19 protein-coding genes are annotated in these 19,585 nt (G+C 61.5%); 9 read left to right on the forward strand and 10 right to left on the reverse strand.

The genetic code is table 11. The features are described from left to right. Positions 1–12 precede the first annotated feature (12 nt). Complete coding sequence (gene gatC / locus J3Q04_RS04255) at positions 13–300, reverse strand: Asp-tRNA(Asn)/Glu-tRNA(Gln) amidotransferase subunit GatC (protein WP_039592252.1); 288 nt, start codon at positions 298–300, stop codon at positions 13–15. 214 nt (positions 301–514) lie between these two features. Here gatC and mreB point away from each other — a divergent pair, with 214 nt between their 5' ends. The 8 genes from mreB to tldD all read left to right on the forward strand — a co-directional run bounded on the left by mreB (position 515) and on the right by tldD (position 11,758). Beyond that, positions 515–1,552, forward strand: coding sequence for a rod shape-determining protein MreB (mreB, locus tag J3Q04_RS04260; protein WP_002555108.1), 1,038 nt, complete (start codon positions 515–517; stop codon positions 1,550–1,552). A gap of 171 nt (positions 1,553–1,723) precedes the next feature. Then, a complete protein-coding gene (gene mreC / locus J3Q04_RS04265; RefSeq protein ID WP_434560647.1) occupies positions 1,724–2,812 on the forward strand; it encodes a rod shape-determining protein MreC in 1,089 nt (362 codons plus the stop codon). Further along, complete coding sequence (gene mreD / locus J3Q04_RS04270; RefSeq protein ID WP_249876151.1) at positions 2,809–3,297, forward strand: rod shape-determining protein MreD; 489 nt, start codon at positions 2,809–2,811, stop codon at positions 3,295–3,297. Before mreC ends, mreD begins: the two co-directional genes overlap by 4 nt. A 98-nt stretch (positions 3,298–3,395) precedes the next feature. Then, positions 3,396–3,992, forward strand: a complete 597-nt coding sequence (locus J3Q04_RS04275; protein WP_434607767.1) for a Maf family protein — start codon at positions 3,396–3,398, stop codon at positions 3,990–3,992. Positions 3,993–4,048: 56 nt separating this feature from the next. Next, positions 4,049–5,506 (forward strand): ribonuclease G, encoded by a 1,458-nt coding sequence (rng, locus tag J3Q04_RS04280; protein WP_420765526.1) that lies wholly within the window; start codon positions 4,049–4,051, stop codon positions 5,504–5,506. A gap of 60 nt (positions 5,507–5,566) precedes the next feature. Further along, entirely contained in the window at positions 5,567–9,370 is a 3,804-nt protein-coding gene (locus tag J3Q04_RS04285) for a YhdP family protein (RefSeq protein WP_434607764.1), read from the forward strand. Between the two features lie 76 nt (positions 9,371–9,446). After that, on the forward strand, positions 9,447–10,310 hold the full coding sequence (locus tag J3Q04_RS04290) for a carbon-nitrogen hydrolase family protein (RefSeq protein WP_434560641.1): 864 nt from the start codon (positions 9,447–9,449) through the stop codon (positions 10,308–10,310). 5 nt (positions 10,311–10,315) lie between these two features. Continuing rightward, entirely contained in the window at positions 10,316–11,758 is a 1,443-nt protein-coding gene (tldD, locus tag J3Q04_RS04295; protein ID WP_186710681.1) for a metalloprotease TldD, read from the forward strand. A gap of 44 nt (positions 11,759–11,802) precedes the next feature. Here the strand turns inward: tldD and yjgA are convergent, their stop codons facing one another. Further along, positions 11,803–12,327, reverse strand: a complete 525-nt coding sequence (gene yjgA / locus J3Q04_RS04300; RefSeq protein WP_420765523.1) for a ribosome biogenesis factor YjgA — start codon at positions 12,325–12,327, stop codon at positions 11,803–11,805. 153 nt (positions 12,328–12,480) lie between these two features. Here yjgA and pmbA point away from each other — a divergent pair, with 153 nt between their 5' ends. Then, entirely contained in the window at positions 12,481–13,827 is a 1,347-nt protein-coding gene (gene pmbA / locus J3Q04_RS04305) for a metalloprotease PmbA (RefSeq protein WP_420765522.1), read from the forward strand. 218 nt (positions 13,828–14,045) lie between these two features. On the opposite strand, the gene J3Q04_RS04310 is transcribed toward pmbA, so the two are convergent. The 8 genes from J3Q04_RS04310 to lptC form a co-directional block, all read right to left on the reverse strand. Then, positions 14,046–14,321, reverse strand: a complete 276-nt coding sequence (locus J3Q04_RS04310; protein ID WP_420765521.1) for an HPr family phosphocarrier protein — start codon at positions 14,319–14,321, stop codon at positions 14,046–14,048. A 15-nt stretch (positions 14,322–14,336) separates the two neighbouring features. Continuing rightward, positions 14,337–15,194 (reverse strand): RNase adapter RapZ, encoded by an 858-nt coding sequence (gene rapZ, locus J3Q04_RS04315; RefSeq protein ID WP_420765520.1) that lies wholly within the window; start codon positions 15,192–15,194, stop codon positions 14,337–14,339. A 2-nt stretch (positions 15,195–15,196) separates the two neighbouring features. Beyond that, positions 15,197–15,661, reverse strand: coding sequence for a PTS IIA-like nitrogen regulatory protein PtsN (gene ptsN / locus J3Q04_RS04320; protein ID WP_420765519.1), 465 nt, complete (start codon positions 15,659–15,661; stop codon positions 15,197–15,199). A gap of 12 nt (positions 15,662–15,673) precedes the next feature. After that, complete coding sequence (gene hpf, locus J3Q04_RS04325) at positions 15,674–15,982, reverse strand: ribosome hibernation-promoting factor, HPF/YfiA family (RefSeq protein WP_090281780.1); 309 nt, start codon at positions 15,980–15,982, stop codon at positions 15,674–15,676. A 75-nt stretch (positions 15,983–16,057) separates the two neighbouring features. Further along, a complete protein-coding gene (locus J3Q04_RS04330; protein WP_434560635.1) occupies positions 16,058–17,554 on the reverse strand; it encodes an RNA polymerase factor sigma-54 in 1,497 nt (498 codons plus the stop codon). Positions 17,555–17,749: 195 nt separating this feature from the next. Continuing rightward, positions 17,750–18,475 carry an LPS export ABC transporter ATP-binding protein gene (gene lptB, locus J3Q04_RS04335; RefSeq protein ID WP_047228667.1) on the reverse strand — a complete coding sequence of 242 codons (726 nt, stop codon included), beginning with the start codon at positions 18,473–18,475 and terminating at the stop codon, positions 17,750–17,752. Then, entirely contained in the window at positions 18,475–19,023 is a 549-nt protein-coding gene (lptA, locus tag J3Q04_RS04340) for a lipopolysaccharide transport periplasmic protein LptA (RefSeq protein WP_420765517.1), read from the reverse strand. Before lptA ends, lptB begins: the two co-directional genes overlap by 1 nt. Then, complete coding sequence (gene lptC, locus J3Q04_RS04345; RefSeq protein ID WP_420765516.1) at positions 19,010–19,582, reverse strand: LPS export ABC transporter periplasmic protein LptC; 573 nt, start codon at positions 19,580–19,582, stop codon at positions 19,010–19,012. The genes lptA and lptC overlap by 14 nt, the downstream gene beginning before the upstream one ends. Positions 19,583–19,585 lie beyond the last annotated feature (3 nt).

The following is a 19,585-nucleotide window of genomic DNA, read 5'->3' on the forward strand; positions in this document are numbered from 1 at the left end:
GGCTCTTTCCCTTTAGTCGATGACTTTCGGAACCAGGTACAGGCCGTTTTCGACCGCTGGCGCGATGGACTGGTAGGCCTCGCGGTTATTGGACTCGGTGACGACGTCGGCGCGCAGGCGCTGGCTGGCTTCCAGTGGGTGGGCCAGCGGCTCGATACCGTCGGTATCGACCGCCTGCATTTCGTCGACCAGCCCGAGGATGCTGTTCAGGGCAGAAGTGATGTGTGGAAGATCGGCTTCATTGAGGCCCAGGCAGGCCAGATGAGCGATTTTTTCCACGTCGGAGCGTTCAAGCGCCATGGGATTCTCCAGTGGAAAACAAAACGGACGCAGTCTGTCCGTGTGTTAGATTGTCGGAACACTACCGCATTTCTACGGCGCTACGGCCGCGATTGTAGGGTTTGGTGCACAGAAAAGCGGCCAATTTAACATATTGGCGCCTTGCCCAAAATCCCTGTCGTTGTTAGAGTTTGCCGCACTTTTTTACCCACGCGTTGCCTAGGGTCCCTTTCCCATGTTCAAGAAACTGCGTGGCATGTTTTCCAGCGATCTCTCCATCGACCTGGGCACTGCCAACACCCTTATTTACGTGCGCGAGCGCGGTATCGTCCTGAATGAACCCTCGGTCGTGGCCATCCGCACCCACGGTAACCAGAAAAGTGTCGTGGCTGTCGGTACGGAAGCCAAGCGCATGCTGGGCCGTACACCGGGCAACATTGCAGCCATTCGCCCCATGAAGGACGGAGTGATCGCCGACTTCAGCGTCTGCGAAAAGATGCTGCAGTACTTCATCAACAAGGTTCACGAAAACAGTTTTCTGCAGCCCAGCCCTCGTGTGCTGATCTGCGTGCCCTGCAAGTCCACCCAGGTGGAGCGTCGCGCCATCCGTGAATCGGCCCTGGGTGCCGGTGCTCGCGAAGTATTCCTGATTGAAGAGCCAATGGCCGCAGCCATCGGTGCCGGCCTGCCGGTGGAAGAAGCCCGTGGTTCGATGGTCGTCGATATCGGTGGTGGTACCACTGAAATCGCCTTGATCTCCCTCAACGGTGTGGTCTACGCCGAATCCGTGCGTGTGGGCGGCGACCGTTTCGACGAAGCGATCATCACCTACGTACGTCGCAACTACGGCAGCCTGATCGGCGAATCCACCGCCGAGCGCATCAAGCAGGAAATCGGCACGGCCTACCCGGGCGGTGAAGTGCGCGAAGTCGATGTTCGCGGTCGCAACCTGGCCGAAGGCGTTCCACGCGCGTTCACGCTCAACTCCAACGAAGTGCTCGAAGCGCTGCAAGAGTCGCTGGCAACCATCGTCCAGGCCGTCAAGAGCGCCCTGGAGCAATCGCCGCCGGAGCTGGCCTCGGACATCGCCGAGCGCGGCCTGGTGCTGACCGGTGGTGGCGCGCTGTTGCGTGACCTCGACAAACTGCTGGCCCAGGAAACCGGCCTGCCGGTGATCGTTGCCGAAGACCCGCTGACGTGCGTTGCCCGCGGTGGTGGCCGTGCGCTGGAAATGATGGACAAGCACACCATGGACCTGCTCTCCAGCGAATAAATCTGGCGCAGTGGTCTATGTTGTTTGCGCTCGGGCGGCACTTTGCAGTGCTGCCCGTTGGCGTTTATCTTCTGTCATTCGTATCCAGGCCGGTTCGATACCGTATGAATAAAGACAACGTTTGCCTGGGAGGAGCGGCTTATTAAACCGCTTTTTGCCAAAGGCCCCTCATTGGGTGTACGCCTGCTGGTGTTGACCGTGCTGTCGGTTGCGCTGATGGTGGTGGATGCCCGCTTCACGCTGCTCAAGCCAGTGCGCAGCCAGATGTCGCTGGTGTTGATGGAGTCCTACTGGATCACCGATCTGCCGCAACGGTTGTGGCAGGGTGTGGCCAGCCAGTTTGGCAGCCGGACCGAACTGGTCGCCGAGAACGAAAAACTAAAGACTGAAAACCTGCTGCTGCAGGGACGCATGCAGAAGCTGGCGGCCCTCACCGAACAGAACGTGCGGCTGCGCGAGTTGCTCAACTCCTCGGCGCTGGTCAATGAGAAAGTCGAAGTGGCCGAGCTGATCGGCATGGACCCGAACCCGTTCACCCACCGCATCATCATCAACAAGGGCGAGCGCGACGGCGTGGTCCTCGGCCAGCCGGTGCTCGATGCCCGTGGCCTGATGGGGCAGGTGGTGGAATTAATGCCTTATACGTCTCGTGTGCTGTTGCTGACCGATACCACCCACAGTATCCCGGTGCAGGTCAATCGCAACGGCTTGCGGGCAATCGCAAGCGGCACCGGCAACCCCGAGCGCCTCGAACTTCGCCATGTGGCCGATACCGCCGACATCAAGGAAGGCGACCTGCTGGTCAGTTCCGGCCTCGGCCAGCGGTTTCCGGCTGGTTATCCCGTGGCGACGGTCAAGGAAGTCATTCATGACTCTGGCCAGCCGTTCGCGATCGTGCGGGCGGTGCCAACGGCTGCGTTGAACCGCAGCCGCTACCTGCTGCTGGTATTCAGCGACAACCGCACGCCTGAAGAGCGCGCCAACGATGCCGCCGTGGCCCAGGAGGCCCAGGACCAGCAGAGCGGCGAATCGCCTGCTCCGGCCACACCTGCGCCCGCGCCCGCACCTGTACCAGCCACTGTGCCCAAGCCCCAGGCTGCGACGGCCCCGGCAACAACAGCTCCGGCCGCACACGCCGCGGCTCCCGCCCGACCGGCCGCAGCCCAGCAGCCGGCGGTCCAACCCGCCCGGCCCGCGACCAAGCCACCGGCCCCAGCGCCTGCCGCCACGCCCGCCACCAGGGGAGCACGTGAAGAATGAGCAGTACTCGATCCGGTAATGGCTGGATGGTCTGGCTGACCTTTGCCATCGGCCTGTTGCTCAGCGTTTCCCCGCTGCCGCAGTTCATGGAGATCCTGCGCCCGCTGTGGCTGGCCTTGCTGCTGGCCTTCTGGGCCCTGGCCTTGCCGCACAAGGTCGGCATGGTCACGGCCTGGTGCCTGGGGCTGGCCGAAGATGTGCTCTATGGCACGTTGCTGGGTCAGAACGCGCTGATCCTGACCTTGATCACATTCCTGGTGCTGTCGTTGCAACAACGCCTGCGCATGTTCCCGATGTGGCAACAGTGCTTGGTGATCCTGGTGATCTTCGGCTTGGCGCAACTGGTGCAATTATGGCTCAGCGCCTTGACCGGTAATCGCCAGCCGACCCTGGCGCTGGTCTTGCCGGCCCTGGTCAGCGCATTGCTCTGGCCGTGGATAAGTTTCGGTTTGCGCGGCTTGCGGCTGCGTTTCAAAATCAACTGATTCGGTCAGGATATCTACACTTTTTTGATGACTTACATCCCTGTGGCGAGGGAGCTCCCTCGCCACAAAAGCCGGTCGCCTATAAGAGAGATGTCTTGATGAAACCGCTTTACCTCGCCTCAGGGTCGCCGCGCCGGCGTGAATTGCTCACGCAGATCGGGGTGCCATTTACCGCCATCGGTGCGGACATCGACGAAACTCCCCACGATCACGAAACCCCATCGGCCTATGTAGAGCGCTTGGCGCGTGGCAAGGCCGATGCTGGACGACGTGCCCTATCAAATGACATCGATGGCTGCGTGCTCGGCGCGGACACCGCCGTGGTGCTGGATGGACAAATTCTCGGCAAGCCTCAGGATCAGGCCGACGCCGTGTCGATGCTCCTGGGCCTGTCCGGGCGCGATCATGAGGTACTGACCGCCATTGCCGTGCTGGATGCCGAACGCTGCGAATCCCGGGTGGTTCGCAGCCGCGTGCGCTTTCGCCTGATCACGGAACAGGAAGCGCTCGCCTATTGGGCCAGCGGCGAACCGCGAGACAAGGCCGGCAGCTATGGTATCCAAGGGCTGGGCGCGGTGTTCGTCGCCGGGCTTGAAGGCAGTTATTCGGCCGTGGTCGGCCTGCCGCTCTGCGAAACCGCAGAATTGCTCGGCCATTTCGGCATACCCTGTTGGCAAACCTTGAGCGCGCGTTGAGCGCCGTCTGACTAGATGCGGCCATAATCGTGAATATGCCTGAACGAGACCCTGCCATGAGTGAAGAGATTCTGATCAACATCACGCCGATGGAGTCGCGCGTGGCGGTGGTTGAAAACGGTGTCCTGCAAGAAGTTCACGTCGAGCGCACGCAAAAGCGTGGCATCGTCGGCAATATTTACAAGGGCAAGGTGGTGCGGGTTTTGCCGGGCATGCAGGCAGCCTTCGTTGACATCGGCCTGGACCGCGCGGCGTTCATCCACGCCTCGGAAATTTCCATGCGCGAAGGGCCGGCGGTGGAAAGCATCAGTGCGCTGGTCCATGAGGGCCAGAGCCTGGTGGTGCAGGTCACCAAGGACCCCATCGGCTCCAAGGGCGCGCGCCTGACCACCCAGCTGTCGATTCCGTCGCGCTACCTGGTGTACATGCCGCGCACCGCCCACGTCGGCATATCCCTGAAGATCGAAGACGAAGCCGAGCGTGAGCGCCTCAAAAAAGTGGTCAGTGACTGCGTGGAAAAAGAAGGCATCAAGGAAGCCGGCGGCTTCATCCTGCGTACGGCCGCCGAAGGCGCCGGGGCCGATGAGATCCTCATGGATATCCGCTATCTGCGCAGGCTCTGGGACCAGATAGCCGCGCAGATCAAGACCATCGCCACTCCCAGCGTAATCTACGAAGATCTGGGCCTGGCGTTGCGAACCCTGCGTGACCTGGTCAGCCCGAAGATCGAGAAGATCCGCATCGATTCCCGGGAAACCTTCCAGAAAACCACCCAGTTCGTCGCCGAGCTGATGCCGGAAATCGCCGACCGCCTGGAGCACTACCCTGGCGAGCGGCCGATTTTCGACCTGTACGGCGTCGAAGATGAGATCCAGCGCGCCCTTGAACGCAAGGTGCCGCTCAAGTCCGGCGGTTACCTGGTGGTCGATCCGGCCGAGGCGATGAGCACCATCGACGTCAACACAGGTGCCTTTGTCGGCCATCGTAATCTCGAGGAAACCATCTTCAAGACCAATCTTGAAGCGGCCACGGCCATTGCCCGGCAATTGCGCCTGCGCAACCTCGGCGGGATCATCATCATCGATTTCATCGACATGGAAGACGAAGAGCACCAGCGCCAGGTGCTGCGCACCCTGGAAAAACAGCTGGAGCGCGATCACGCCAAGACCAACATCATCGGCATCACCGAACTGGGCCTGGTGCAGATGACCCGCAAGCGCACCCGCGAAAGTCTTGAACAAGTGCTGTGCGAACCATGCAGCAGTTGCCAGGGCCGGGGCAAGCTCAAGACCCCGGAAACCGTGTGTTACGAAATCTTCCGGGAAATCCTCCGGGAAGCGCGCGCCTACCAGGCCACTGGCTATAGAGTGTTGGCGAACCAGAAAGTGGTGGACCGGTTGCTCGATGAAGAGTCGGGCAACGTCGCGGAGCTGGAAACCTTTATCGGCCGCACGATCCGTTTCCAGGTGGAGACCATGTATTCGCAGGAACAATACGACGTGGTGTTGCTCTGACGTGGCATGCGCAGTGGCGAGGCCGCGGCGAGAATGCCTTTGCCAAGGGGGGCTGCTGACATGGAGCGTCTGACACGCCTGTTGGGCACATTGACACGCTGGGGGCTTGGCCTGTGTGCGCTGCTGCTGGTCGTGCTGGCCTTGTACGTGAGCCTCGGCCGGGAGTTGGTCCCGCTGGTGGCTGAATACCGTAGCGAGGTCGAGGCCCGTGCCGGCGAAGCGCTCGGCATGCCGGTGCACGTCGGTAGCCTCGAAGGCGGCTGGAACGCCCTGGCCCCCATCTTCGCCGCGCGCGATGTAGTGGTCGGCGACGGCCCCAATGCCCTGCACCTGGATCATGTGCGCGCCGTGCCCGCGGTGTGGGACAGCCTGGTGGCCCGCCAGGTGCGCATCGCCCATCTGGAAATCAGCGGCCTGAAGATCAGCCTCAAGGAAGGCGCCGACGGGAAATGGGCCCTGGAAGGCCTGCCAGTACGGGACGACCAGCCACTCGATCCGCAGCAACTGTTGAACCGCATGCAAATGGTCTCGAAGCTGTCGGTGCTCGACAGCCAAGTGACGTTGCAGCCACTGGACCATCCGCCCCTGAGCCTCACCTACGTTGGCTTGAGCCTGCGCACCGGTGCCTCCCGCCAGCGCCTGGACGCTCGGCTGACCCTGCCCGACGGCCAGCCCGTGGCGATCAACCTGCGTACCCGCATCCGCGCCAGCGATTGGAAAAATGGCGTGGCCGATGCCTACTTGAGCCTGCCGCAAAGCGATTGGTCCCAATGGCTGCCTAAACGCCTGACCCGGCAATGGAATTTTTCCGAAATCAAGGCGGGGGGCGAGTTCTGGCTCAGCTGGGGCGCGGGCACGGTGCAAAGCGCGGCCGTGCGCTTGAACGCGCCGCAGCTCCAGGGCGCCTATGCCGACCGCAAGCCCGTGCAGATCCATAACCTGGCCCTCAACGGCTATTTCCAGCGCAGCAGCCAAGGATTTATCGCAACCTTCGACACTCTGGCGATGAGCCTGGGTGACACCCGCTGGGAGTCGCGCCTGCAGCTGCAGCAGACCGACGCCACCGACAAGGCCGAGGAACGCTGGCACGTGCAGGCCGATCGTCTCGACTTGACGCCGCTCACGCCGCTAATCAATGCCCTGGCGCCATTGCCGGAAGGCGTCGCCACCGCCATCGACCGACTCAAGGTGACCGGTGGCTTGCGCAACGTCTTGCTCGACTACCGGCCACACAATACCGGTGATCAAAAAGTCAGCTTCGCCACCAACCTCGACACGGTGGGTTTCAACGCCTATCACGGGGCCCCGGCGGCACGTAATGTTTCGGGCAGCCTGAGCGGCGACCTCGGCGGCGGCGAACTGCGCATGGACAGCAAGGATTTCTCCCTGCACCTGGACCCGATCTTCGCCAAACCCTGGCAGTACTTGCAGGCCAACGCACGGCTGACCTGGAAGTTGGACAAGCAAGGGTTCACCTTGATCGCGCCTTACCTAAAGGTGCTGGGCGAGGAGGGCCGGATTGCCGGGGATTTCCTGATTCGCCTGCATTTCGATCACAGCCAGGAAGATTACATGGACCTGCGGGTCGGCCTGGTGGACGGTGATGGGCGCTACACCGGCAAGTACCTGCCGGCCGTTCTCAGTCCGGCGCTGGACGAGTGGCTGCGCACCGCAATTGTCAAAGGCGCGGTGGATGAGGGCTTCTTTCAGTATCAAGGCTCGCTGAACAAAGGCGCCGAGGATGCGGCTCGCAGCATCAGCCTGTTTTTCAAGGTGCATGACGCTGAGCTGGCGTTCCAGCCCGGCTGGCCTTCGGTCAGTAAGGTCAGCGGCGATGTGTTTGTCGAGGACAGCGGCGTACGCATCTTCGCCAGCCAGGGGCAACTGCTGGGCACCCAGGTAAAAGACGTTTCGGTGAACATTCCCCACGTGCCGACCGGGCAAAACTCTCATTTGCTGCTCGACGGTGGGTTTGCCGGAGGGCTCGGCGACGGGTTGAAGATCCTCCAGACCGCGCCCATCGGCACGGCCGAAACATTCGCCGGCTGGGAAGGCGAGGGCGACCTGCGCGGCAGCGTAAAGCTCGATATCCCGCTCGTGAAAGGCGAGCAACCGAAGATCCTCGTGGATTTCTCAACGGACAAGGCTCGGCTCAAACTCAGCGAGCCGGCCTTGGAATTGACTCAACTCAAGGGGGATTTCCGCTTCGACAGCAGCAAGGGGCTGAGCGGCAAGAACATTGCGGCCCGGGCATTCGACCGACCCGTGACCGCGCAGATATTCGCCGAGGGCCGCACCGGCGCGCTCAATACGCGTGTCACGGCGTCCGGACGGGTTGAGGTGAAGAAACTCACCGACTGGCTGAGCGTGACCCAGCCGTTGCCCGTCTCCGGCGTGATTCCTTACCAGTTGCAAGTGATCCTGGACGGCGCCGACAGCCAGCTGTCGATCAATTCCAATCTCAAAGGCGTCGCGGTGGATCTGCCGGCGCCCTTCGGCATGGCGGCTGATGCCGAGCGCGACACCGTGTTCCGTATGACATTGCAGGGGCCGGAGCGGCGTTACTGGGCCAATTACGGCGACCTGGCCAGCTTCACTTATGCCGCCCCGAGCGGAAAAACGGCCGATGGCCGTGGCGAATTGCTCCTGGGCGGGGGCGATGCAGTGCTGCCGGGAGCGAAGGGGCTGCGCCTGCGAGGCACGCTATCGGAGCTGGATGTGGGTCCCTGGCAGGATCTGTTGGGCAAATACGCCGGCCAGGACCCGGGCGGCAGCGCCCGGCAAGTGCTCAGCGGTGTCGACCTGAAAGTGGGCAAACTCACGGCGATGGGCACGACGCTGGACCAGGCATCGGTGCAACTGGACCGCAAGCCGGACGCCTGGGCCATGCGGCTCGACAGCCAGCAGGCCAAGGGCAGCGTCAACGTGCCGGACGCAAAGGCCGCCCCCATCGGTATCAAGCTGGACTACGTGCGCCTGCCCGCTGCCGACCCGACGGTGCAGGCCGACGAAAACGCCCCGGATCCGCTGGCTTCGGTTGATCCGAGCAAGATACCGGCCCTGGATATCGCCATCGACCAGTTGTTCCAAGGGCCTGATCTGATCGGCGCCTGGTCGTTGAAGGTGCGTCCAACCGGTAAAGGTATTGCGTTGAACGATCTGGACATGGGCCTCAAGGGCATGGTCCTCAATGGCAATGGCGCTTGGGAAGGTGCGCCGGGCTCGACCAGCAGTTGGTACAAGGGGCGGATCAAGGGTAAGAACCTGGCCGATGTGCTGAAAGGCTGGGGATTCGCCCCCAGCGTGACCAGCCAGGAGTTTCGCCTGGACGTTGACGGCCGTTGGCCTGGTTCGCCCGCCTGGGTGGCCACCAAGCGCTTCTCCGGAAGTCTCGATGCGTCGCTTACCAAGGGGCAGTTCGTCGAGGTCGAAGGCAGCGCGCAGGCGTTGCGGGTATTCGGCCTGTTGAACTTCAACTCCATCGGCCGCCGCCTGCGCCTGGATTTCTCCGACCTGTTTGGCAAGGGGCTGAGCTATGACCGGGTCAAGGGCTTGCTGGTGGCGAGCAATGGCGTCTATGTAACGCGTGAGCCCATCGCCTTGACGGGACCTTCGAGCAACCTGGAACTGAACGGAACGCTGGACATGGTCACTGACCAGGTCGACGCCAAGCTGCTGGTGACGTTGCCGGTGACCAACAACCTGCCCATCGCCGCGCTGATTGTCGGCGCCCCGGCGGTGGGTGGGGCATTGTTTTTGATCGACAAACTGATCGGTGACCGCGTAGCGCGTTTTGCCAGCGTAAGATACGACGTCAAGGGGCCGTGGAAAGAGCCAAAGATCAGCTTCGACAAGCCGTTCTGACGAGTAACGCTAGCCCTTGTGGGAGCGAGCAAGCTCGCTCCCACAAGAGGATGATGCACAAAATGAGGGAGGCAGCATGCCAGTCGCCGTGATTCAAATGGTCAGCCAAAGCGATGTCCTCGCCAACCTGGCCCGCGCCCGTGTGCTGTTGGAACAGGCAGCGGCTGGCGGTGCGAGGCTGGCGGTGCTGCCGGAAAACTTCGCCGCCATGGGGCGGCGGGACGTTGCCGACATCGGTCGCGCCGAAGCCTTTGGTCAGGGACCGATCCTGCCTTGGTTGAAACAGGTCGCTCGCGACCTCAGGTTATGGATTGTCGCCGGCACGCTGCCATTACCGCCGGAGGACGAGCCCGAAGCCAGGGCTCATGCCTGTTCGTTGCTAGTGGACGACCAGGGCCAGATCGTGGCGCGTTACGACAAGCTGCACCTGTTTGACGTGGACGTGGCGGACAATCGTGGGCGCTACCGCGAATCCGATGACTATGCTTATGGTCGCAACGTGGTGGTCGCCGATACTCCCGTGGGCCGGGTGGGCCTGACGGTCTGTTACGACTTGCGTTTCCCGGAGCTCTACAGCGAGTTGCGAGCGGCCGGGGCTGAGTTGATCACCGCGCCTTCGGCCTTTACAGCAGTAACCGGCGCCGCCCATTGGGACGTATTGATTCGCGCCCGAGCCATCGAGACCCAGTGCTACCTGCTGGCGGCAGCCCAAGGCGGGACGCATCCGGGGCCAAGGGAAACCTTCGGCCACGCTGCAATTATCGACCCATGGGGGCGGGTGCTGGCGCAACAGGATCAAGGCGAGGCGGTGCTGCTGGCCGAGCGCGACAGCAGCGAACAGGCGTCCATCCGGGCGCGCATGCCGGTGGCGAGCCATCGGCGCTTTTTCTCGCAGGGCGCCCGACAGCGACCTGCCCAAGACGACGAATTCAAGGCGTAAAACATATGAGCGGGTTGTTGTCCTCAGTCAGTGAACACCTTTTAGCCCCCGGTGGCGTGACCCTCGAAAGCCTGCAAGGCGTGCTGGGTGACCTGGCCGGCCCGGGCATCGATGCCGCCGACCTGTATTTCCAGGGGCAGATTTCCGAGTCCTGGTCGTTGGAAGACGGCATCGTCAAGGAAGGCAGTTTCAACCTTGACCAGGGCGTCGGCGTACGGGCCCAGTCCGGTGAAAAGACCGGTTTTGCCTACAGCAACGCCATCACCCTCGAAGCCCTCGGCGCCGCGGCCCGTGCCGCTCGTTCGATCTCGCGCGCCGGGCAAAACGGCACGGTCCAGGCGTTCAGCAGCCAGGACGTGGCGCAGCTGTATGCGCCGGATAATCCATTGGAGGTCATGAGTCGCGCCGAGAAAGTCGAGCTGCTCAAACGCATCGACGTTGCCACTCGCGCCCTCGATCCACGGATCCAGCAGGTGTCGGTGAGCATGGCGGGCGTCTGGGAGCGAATCCTGGTGGCGTCCACCGATGGTGGCCTGGCGGCGGACGTCCGGCCCCTGGTGCGGTTCAATGTCAGCGTGATCGTCGAGCAGAACGGCCGGCGTGAGCGCGGCGGTCATGGCGGCGGCGGGCGCACCGACTATCGTTATTTCCTCAGCGAAGACCGCGCCATGGGCTACGCCCGCGAAGCCCTGCGCCAGGCGCTGGTCAATCTGGAAGCGATTCCGGCCCCGGCCGGCACGTTGCCGGTGGTGCTGGGCTCCGGCTGGTCCGGCGTGCTGCTGCATGAAGCGGTCGGCCACGGCCTGGAAGGCGATTTCAACCGCAAGGGCAGCTCTGCCTACAGTGGTCGCATGGGTGAAATGGTCGCCTCGAAACTCTGCACGATCGTCGACGACGGTACATTGGCCGGGCGTCGGGGCTCCCTGAGCGTTGATGACGAAGGCACCCCGACCGAGTGCACCACCTTGATCGAAAACGGCGTGCTCAAGGGCTACATGCAGGACAAGCTCAATGCTCGCCTGATGGGCGTCGCTCGCACCGGCAACGGTCGTCGCGAATCCTACGCGCACCTTCCGATGCCGCGCATGACCAATACCTACATGCTGGGCGGCCAGAGCGATCCGGCGGAAATCATCGCCTCGGTGAAAAAAGGCATCTATTGCGCCAACCTCGGCGGCGGCCAGGTGGACATCACCAGCGGCAAGTTCGTGTTTTCCACCAGCGAGGCCTACCTCATTGAAGACGGCAAGATCACCGCGCCGGTCAAGGGCGCGACCCTGATCGGCAACGGGCCGGAGGCGATGAGCAAAGTGTCGATGGTCGGTAATGACCTGTCGCTGGACAGTGGCGTGGGCACGTGTGGCAAAGACGGCCAGTCGGTGCCGGTGGGTGTCGGCCAGCCGACCTTGAAGATCGATGCGATCACCGTGGGTGGCACGGGCGCATGACGGAGCCTTGGGTGGAGTGCAAGGCCTCCACCCAAGGACGAGACTCAGCGCAGGCCGCGTTGAGTCTCGTCCAGCTCACGGATGTATTTGAAGATTTTACGGCTCGAGGCCGGCGGCTTGTTGTGCGCCAGTTCGTGCTGGGCCTGACGGATCAGGGAGCGCAATTGCTGGCGATCGGCCTCCGGGTAGTCGATGACGAATTTTTCCAAGGTGCCGTCATCGCCAGCGATCAAGCGATCACGCCAGCGTTCCAGGTTGTGGAAGCGCTCGTTGTACTGCCGGGTGGAGGCATCGAGCTGGTCTAGCAAAACCAGGATCGCGTCAGTGTCCTGGTCGCGCATCAGTTTGCCGATGAACTGCAGGTGCCGTTTACGCGCGATATTCGCGGTGTGCTTGGGCGCATCGGCCAGGGCCCGGCGCAAGGCGTCGGTCAACGGCAGTTTGGCCAGCAAGTCAGGCTTGAGTGTTGTCAGGCGCTCGCCGAGGTCAACCAGAGCATGCAGCTCGCGTTTGACCTGGGATTTGCTTTTTTCACCCTCGTAGAGGGAGTCGTCGTAAGAATCAACCATGGTGGCAGTCCGCAAAGAAACGCCGCCATGATAACCAGTCGGGGGCCGCTTGTCCGGCCCGGTCGCTAGAAGGCCAAGGGTTTGTACGAAAAACAGCGCAGGCAGTTTGCGTGCAAACCCGATACCGAAAGCAGAATTTGAGTGGAGAACACCATGAGTGCAGTTCAGAGCGTCGGTCCGCAGGCATTGCCGGCACTGCAGGAGCAAGTCGAGCAGATTCTCGCCGAGGCCAAGCGACAAGGTGCCAGCGCCTGTGAGGTGGCGGTATCGCTGGAGCAGGGATTGTCGACTTCGGTGCGCCAGCGCGAAGTGGAAACCGTTGAGTTCAATCGGGATCAGGGTTTCGGCATTACCTTGTACGTAGGCCAGCGCAAGGGATCGGCCAGCACTTCGGCCAGCGGGCCCGACGCCATTCGTGAAACGGTGGCCGCGGCGCTGGCGATCGCCAAGCACACGTCCGAGGATGACGCCTCGGGGTTGGCCGATGCCGCCCTTATGTGCAAGGAACTGAAGGATTTCGATCTGTTCCACGCCTGGGACATCACGCCCGAGCAAGCCATCGAACAGGCGCTGCGCTGTGAGGCGGCGGCATTCGATGCCGACCGCCGGATCAAGAATGCCGACGGTACGACGCTCAATACGCACCAGGGTTGCCGGGTTTATGGCAACAGCCATGGCTTTATCGGCGGTTACGCTTCGACCCGTCACAGCCTCAGTTGTGTGATGATCGCCGAGGCGGACGGGCAGATGCAGCGCGACTACTGGTATGACGTCAGTCGCCAGGGCACGTTGCTGGCGGACCCGGTGAGCATCGGCCAGAAAGCCGCACAACGGGCAGCCAGCCGCTTGGGCGCGCGGCCGGTGCCGACCTGTGAGGTGCCGGTGTTGTTTTCTGCCGAGCTGGCCGGTGGTCTGTTTGGCAGCTTCCTGTCGGCGGTGTCTGGCGGCAACTTGTACCGCAAGTCGTCGTTCCTGGAAGGCGCGCTGGGGCAGAAGCTGTTCCCGGAGTGGATGACCATTGACGAGCGTCCGCACCTGATGCAGGCCATGGGCAGCTCGGCATTCGACGGCGATGGCCTGGCCACTTACGCCAAGCCGTTCGTGGAAAACGGCGAGCTGGTGTCCTACATCCTTGGTACCTATTCGGGCCGCAAACTCGGCATGCCGAGCACCGCCAACGCTGGCGGTGTGCATAACCTTTTCGTTACCCATGGCGAAGAAGACCAGGCGGCATTGCTTCGGCGCATGGGCCGGGGGCTGTTGGTAACGGAGTTGATGGGCCATGGGCTGAACATGGTGACCGGGGATTATTCCCGTGGCGCGGCGGGTTTCTGGGTCGAGAATGGCGAGATCCAGTTCCCGGTTCAGGAAGTCACCATCGCCGGAAACATGCGTGACATGTTCAAGCAGATCGTGGCGGTGGGGAATGATTTGGAGCTGCGCAGCAACATCCGCACGGGCTCGGTGTTGATCGAGCGGATGACCGTGGCGGGTAGCTGATACTCAAGGCCACAAAAAAAGGCGCGTCATTCATGTGGATGACGCGCCTTTTTTGTGTCGATTAGAGCTCATGGCAAGTCCGTTTTTGTGGCGAGGGAGCTTGTTCCGCTGAGCCGCGAAGCGGCCCCAACATCTTGCGGCCGCTGCGCACTGGAGCGCCAGCCCGGCCGAGCGGGAGCAAGCTCCCTCGCGACGAAATGGCCTTGGGTCCGGAGGAGTTATTCCCCCTCGTCGAAATAGTTGTTGATCAGCGCCACCAAGGCATCCATCGCCTCCTGGGCCTGTTCGCCCTCGGTGCTCAAGTGGATCTTGGTGCCCTTGCCAGCGGCGAGCATCATCATCGCCATGATGCTTTTACCATCGACGGTACTCTCAGGCGTGCGCCCGACCCGGATCGTGGTCTCAGGAAACTGACCCGCCACACCTACGAATTTCGCCGACGCTCGGGCATGCAAACCCAGCTTGTTGATGATTTCAATTTCACGAGCAGGCATCGCGGTGTGAATCCTTTAGCTGAGGTCGCGGTGGCGAACCTGGACGTTCTTCAGGGATTGTTGCAGGAGCTGACCCAGGCGTTCGGTCAGGTAGACGGAGCGGTGATGGCCACCCGTACAGCCAATGGCGATCGTGACGTAGGCGCGGTTGCTAGCGGCAAAGCGGGGCAGCCATTTGAGCAGGTAGCTGGAAATGTCCTGGTACATCTCTTCGACATCCGGCTGGGCGGCCAAGTAGTCGATTACCGGTTGGTCCAGCCCGGACTGCTCGCGCAGTTCCGGTTTCCAATAAGGGTTGGGTAAACAGCGGACATCGAACACCAGGTCGGCATCTACCGGCATTCCGCGTTTGAAACCGAACGATTCGACGAGAAAGGCCGTACCCGGTTCTGGCTGGTTCAGCAGGCGCAACTTGAGGGTGTCGCGCAGTTGATACAGGTTCAGGTTCGTGGTGTTGAGCTTGAGGTCCGCCAGGTCCGCGATGGGCCCGAGCAGTTGGCTTTCGTCATGGATCGCTTCGGCCAGGGAGCGGCTCGCATTGCTCAGTGGATGGCGCCGGCGAGTTTCGGAGAAACGCTTGAGCAAGGTTTCTTCGTCGGCATCCAGGTAGAGCACATCGCATTGGATATGGCGGCTGCGCACTTCCTCGAGCAGTTCGGGGAAGCGCGACAAGTGGCTGGGCAGGTTACGGGCATCGACCGACACGGCGACCAGCGGTTGCGCCAGTTCGGTGTGGATCAGGGCGCGCTCGGCCAACTCCGGAAGCAGGCCTGCCGGCAAGTTGTCGATGCAGTAGTAGCCGCTGTCCTCGAGCACATTGAGGGCGGTACTTTTACCGGAGCCGGAGCGGCCACTGACGATGATCATGCGCATGTTTAATGACCGTTCTGCTCGTCCAGGACAACCTGATACAAAGCGTCGTTACTCGTTGCGCTGCGCAGTCTTTCGCGCACTTCCTTGCGGTCCAGCATGCTGGCGATCTGGCGCAGCAGCTCAAGGTGCGCATCGGTCGCCGCTTCCGGAACCAGCAATACGAACAGCAGGTCGACCGGGGCGCCGTCGATGGCGTCGAAATCTATGGGTGCTTCAAGGTGCAGTAGCGCGCTGATGGGCGACGTACAGCCTTTGAGGCGGCAATGTGGAATGGCGATGCCGTTGCCAAAACCGGTGGAGCCTAGTTTTTCACGGGCGATAAGGGCCTCGAAGACGTCCTGCATTTCCAGATCCGGCACTTCGCGGTGGATCAGGTTGGCAATTTGTTCGAGGGCTTTCTTCTTACTGCCACCCGGCGCGTTCACCTGGGAACGGCCGGGGGTCAGGATGGTTTCTAGTCGGATCATGGATTGGGGGGGTTAACGACCGGTTGCGCCCTGGAGGAGGCTCTGGGTCTTTTCCTTATGCTTTTTGAGTTGGCGATCCAGCTTGTCGGTCAGCAGGTCAATCGCGGCATACATGTCATCATGCTCCGCATTGGCAACCACTTCTCCGCCGGGAATATGCAGTGTGGCTTCGATCTTCTGCTTCAGCTTTTCGACGTTCAGAATGACTTGCACGTTGGTGATCTTGTCGAAATGCCTCTCCAATCGGTCGAGTTTTTCGCCGATGTAGGTGCGCAGGGGTTCGGTCACTTCCAGTTGGTGTCCACTGATGTTGACTTGCATACAGCTTCTCCTTCGTTGCCAGTGCATAAAGCGGCAGGCTGGGTGCCTGCCACTGGAACGCTGTGGCGTGGCCTGTTACATCAACCGCTTGCGTTCGCTCGAAGGTGCGATCCCCAGGGATTCGCGGTATTTGGCGACGGTACGGCGGGCCACCTGAATGCCTTGTGCCTCCAGTAAACCAGCGATCTTGCTGTCACTCAACGGCTTTTTCTGATTTTCCGCCGCGACCAGTTTTTTGATGATCGCGCGGATGGCCGTGGACGAGCATTCGCCGCCTTCGGAGGTGCTGACGTGGCTGGAGAAAAAGTATTTCAATTCATAGATGCCCCGAGGGGTATGCATGAATTTCTGGGTGGTCACCCGTGAAATCGTCGATTCGTGCATGCCCACCGCCTCGGCAATGTCATGCAGGACCAACGGCTTCATCGCTTCGTCGCCATATTCCAGGAAGCCGCGCTGATGCTCGACGATCTGGGTGGCGACTTTCATCAGGGTTTCGTTGCGGCTCTGCAGGCTCTTGATGAACCAGCGCGCTTCCTGCAACTGGTTGCGCATGAAGGTGTTGTCGGCGCTGGTATCGGCGCGTTTGACGAAACCTGCGTACTGGGCGTTGACGCGCAGCTTGGGCATCGACTCCTGGTTGAGCTCCACCAGCCAGCGATCGTTGTGCTTGCGCACGATTACGTCGGGGACGACGTATTCGGGCTCGGTGGATTCGATCTGTGAGCCAGGACGCGGGTTGAGGCTTTGCACCAGCTCGATGACCTGGCGCAGTTCATCTTCCTTGAGCTTCATGCGACGCATCAGTTGGCTGTAGTCGCGTCCGCCCAAAAGGTCGATGTAATCGGTCACCAGGCGCTTGGCTTCGGCCAGCCACGGGGTTTTGGCGGGCAATTGGCGCAGCTGCAGCAACAGGCATTCGCCCAGGTTGCGAGCACCGATGCCGGCGGGTTCGAACTGCTGGATGCGATGCAAGACGGCTTCGATCTCGTCCAGCTCGATGTCGAGCTCGGGGTCGAAGGCTTCGAGGATTTCTTCCAGCGTCTCGTCCAGGTAACCCTGGTTGTTGATGCAATCGATCAGGGTCACGGCGATCAGGCGATCGGTATCGGACATCGGCGCCAGGTTCAATTGCCAGAGCAGATGACTCTGCAAGCTCTCGCCGGCGGACGTGCGGGTAGTGAAATCCCATTCGTCGTCATCGCCGCTCGGCAGGCTGCTGGCGCTGGTCTGATAGACGTCTTCCCAAGCCGTGTCCACGGGCAGGTCGTTGGGAATGCGCTCGTTCCATTCGCCATCCTCAAGGTTGTCCACCGTGGGGGCGGCTTCCTGTTGGTAGGTTGGTTCCTGGATTTCCGGGGTGGTTTTCTGCTCGACATTGTCGGCCAGTGGATCGGTGTTGTCGAAGTCGTCGCCCTCTTCCTGGCGTTCGAGCATCGGATTGGATTCCAGGGCCTCTTGGATTTCCTGTTGCAGGTCCAGGGTCGACAATTGGAGCAGGCGGATGGCCTGTTGCAGCTGCGGTGTCATCGTCAGCTGCTGGCCCATTCTCAAGACTAGCGATGGTTTCATGGCAGGGGCTTAACACCTTATTTGCCGGCGCACATGCGCCATCCACTACAGGGCGCCGGAGCGCCAAACTTAAGCAAATTATATGCCTGAAACTGAAGTGTTTGCCTAGGGGGCGTCTTCAATTAATTGAGAGTGCCCCACGGGTCGTCATCGGACATTCGGCGCCACCCAGGCCTTCGCCTGAGGCTTCGTGGCTTAAAGGCGGAACTCGTGGCCCAGATACACTTCCTTGACCAGCTCGTTGGCCAGGATGGTGGCCGAGTCGCCCTCGGCGATCAACTGGCCGTCGTTGACGATATAGGCGGTCTCGCAGATGTCCAGTGTCTCGCGCACGTTGTGGTCGGTGATCAGCACGCCGATCCCCTTGGCCTTGAGATGATGGATGATCTGCTTGATGTCGCCCACCGAAATCGGGTCTACGCCGGCGAAGGGTTCGTCGAGCAGAATGAATTTCGGCGCGGTAGCCAGGGCGCGGGCAATTTCCACGCGACGACGTTCGCCGCCGGACAGGCTCATGCCCAGGTTGTCGCGAATGTGGCTGATATGGAATTCCTGCAGCAGGCTCTCCAATTCCTGACGGCGGCCGGCCTTGTCGAGCTCCTTGCGGGTCTCGAGGATGGCCATGATGTTGTCGGCCACCGACAGTTTGCGGAAGATCGACGCTTCTTGCGGCAGATAACCGATACCGGCCTTCGCCCGGCCGTGCATCGGCTGGTGGCTGACATCCAGGTCGTCGATCAGTACGCGGCCCTGGTCGGCCTGAACCAGCCCGACGATCATGTAGAAACAGGTTGTCTTGCCCGCGCCGTTGGGGCCGAGCAAGCCAACGATCTGGCCGCTGTCGATGGACAGGCTGACATCGCGCACAACCTGGCGGCTCTTGTAGCTCTTGGCCAGGTGCTGGGCTTTCAGAGTTGCCATTACTGCGCCTTCTGCTCGTCGGTTTTCTTTTTCGGCTGGATCACCATGTCGATCCGCGGACGCTGTTCGGTCACCTTGCTGCCAGTGGCACGGCCGGCGCTGGCCAGCTTCTTGACCGTGTCGTAGACGATCTTCTCGCCTTGGGTCACGTTGTTGTCCTTGTCGACGACCTTGGCGCGGTCGATCAATACAACGCGGTCCTGGGCGGCGTGATACTGGATGGTGACCCCGTAACCCTGCACAGGCTTGGTGTCGCCTGCGGTCTGCAACTGTTCGAAGTACGCCAGGTTGCCCACGGATGTCACTACGTCGATATCGCCGGACTGGGTGCGGGTGATGGTGACGGTATTGCCGGTCACCTTCATCGAGCCCTGGGTAATGATCACGTCACCCTTATAGGTGGCGACACCGTTCTTGTCGTCCAGTTGCGCGTCGTCGGCCTGGATGCGGATAGGCTGGTCGCGGTCGTTGGGAAGGGCCCAGGCGCTCGCGCTTCCCAGTGCAGCGCCCAGACTGAGCAAAATAGGGAGGGTTTTAGCGAGCTTCATACTGTCCTCTTACTTTCGATAGCAGGTGTATCCTGCTTTCCTTCAAATACGCCTTCATTCCCACGCCGGTCGACACGCCGCCAGCGCCGTCGATTCTAACGGGTTGCTCGGTCTGCGCATATTCTCGCTGCGGGAAGACCGTCATGCGACTGCTGGTGATGATGGTCGTACGGTTCTTTTCATCGGTCCGTGCGATGCGCACCGAGTCGATCAGTTCGACTTCGGTGCCGCCGGGATTGACCTCGGCCCGTTCGCTCTGCACGTGCCATGGAAATTCGGTACCCCGGAACATGTTCAGGTCCGGTTTGGTCACCAGCGTGACGTCGCTGGCCTTTACATGATCGACCTTGTCGGCCGTCATTTCGTACTGCACCTTTCCGTCCGGCAGGTATTGCAGGGTATGCGTATTGGTCGCATACCAGTCGATGTCATTTTCCTCGACCTTGGCCGCGGGTTGGTCAAGGAAGCGTTCCGGGCTGATGTTCCAATAGCCCACCGCAGCGAAAATCGCGGCGATGCAGCTGAACACCAGAATGGTGCGAATCTTCTTGCTTAGCATAAA

Origin of the sequence: Pseudomonas sp. D4-21, from assembly GCF_051132125.1 — a bacterium.
Lineage (GTDB): Bacteria > Pseudomonadota > Gammaproteobacteria > Pseudomonadales > Pseudomonadaceae > Aquipseudomonas.

Excerpts from the sequence above, each read along its gene's own strand:
- gatC (WP_039592252.1), bottom strand. The coding sequence starts at position 300 with ATGGCGCTTGAACGCTCCGACGTGGAAAAAATCGCTCATCTGGCCTGC.
- mreB (WP_002555108.1), top strand. The coding sequence starts at position 515 with ATGTTCAAGAAACTGCGTGGCATGTTTTCCAGCGATCTCTCCATCGAC.
- mreD (WP_249876151.1), top strand. The coding sequence starts at position 2,809 with ATGAGCAGTACTCGATCCGGTAATGGCTGGATGGTCTGGCTGACCTTT.
- J3Q04_RS04275 (WP_434607767.1), top strand. The coding sequence starts at position 3,396 with ATGAAACCGCTTTACCTCGCCTCAGGGTCGCCGCGCCGGCGTGAATTG.
- rng (WP_420765526.1), top strand. The coding sequence starts at position 4,049 with ATGAGTGAAGAGATTCTGATCAACATCACGCCGATGGAGTCGCGCGTG.
- J3Q04_RS04285 (WP_434607764.1), top strand. The coding sequence starts at position 5,567 with ATGGAGCGTCTGACACGCCTGTTGGGCACATTGACACGCTGGGGGCTT.
- J3Q04_RS04290 (WP_434560641.1), top strand. The coding sequence starts at position 9,447 with ATGCCAGTCGCCGTGATTCAAATGGTCAGCCAAAGCGATGTCCTCGCC.
- tldD (WP_186710681.1), top strand. The coding sequence starts at position 10,316 with ATGAGCGGGTTGTTGTCCTCAGTCAGTGAACACCTTTTAGCCCCCGGT.
- yjgA (WP_420765523.1), bottom strand. The coding sequence starts at position 12,327 with ATGGTTGATTCTTACGACGACTCCCTCTACGAGGGTGAAAAAAGCAAA.
- pmbA (WP_420765522.1), top strand. The coding sequence starts at position 12,481 with ATGAGTGCAGTTCAGAGCGTCGGTCCGCAGGCATTGCCGGCACTGCAG.
- J3Q04_RS04310 (WP_420765521.1), bottom strand. The coding sequence starts at position 14,321 with ATGCCTGCTCGTGAAATTGAAATCATCAACAAGCTGGGTTTGCATGCC.
- rapZ (WP_420765520.1), bottom strand. The coding sequence starts at position 15,194 with ATGCGCATGATCATCGTCAGTGGCCGCTCCGGCTCCGGTAAAAGTACC.
- ptsN (WP_420765519.1), bottom strand. The coding sequence starts at position 15,661 with ATGATCCGACTAGAAACCATCCTGACCCCCGGCCGTTCCCAGGTGAAC.
- hpf (WP_090281780.1), bottom strand. The coding sequence starts at position 15,982 with ATGCAAGTCAACATCAGTGGACACCAACTGGAAGTGACCGAACCCCTG.
- J3Q04_RS04330 (WP_434560635.1), bottom strand. The coding sequence starts at position 17,554 with ATGAAACCATCGCTAGTCTTGAGAATGGGCCAGCAGCTGACGATGACA.
- lptB (WP_047228667.1), bottom strand. The coding sequence starts at position 18,475 with ATGGCAACTCTGAAAGCCCAGCACCTGGCCAAGAGCTACAAGAGCCGC.
- lptA (WP_420765517.1), bottom strand. The coding sequence starts at position 19,023 with ATGAAGCTCGCTAAAACCCTCCCTATTTTGCTCAGTCTGGGCGCTGCA.
- lptC (WP_420765516.1), bottom strand. The coding sequence starts at position 19,582 with ATGCTAAGCAAGAAGATTCGCACCATTCTGGTGTTCAGCTGCATCGCC.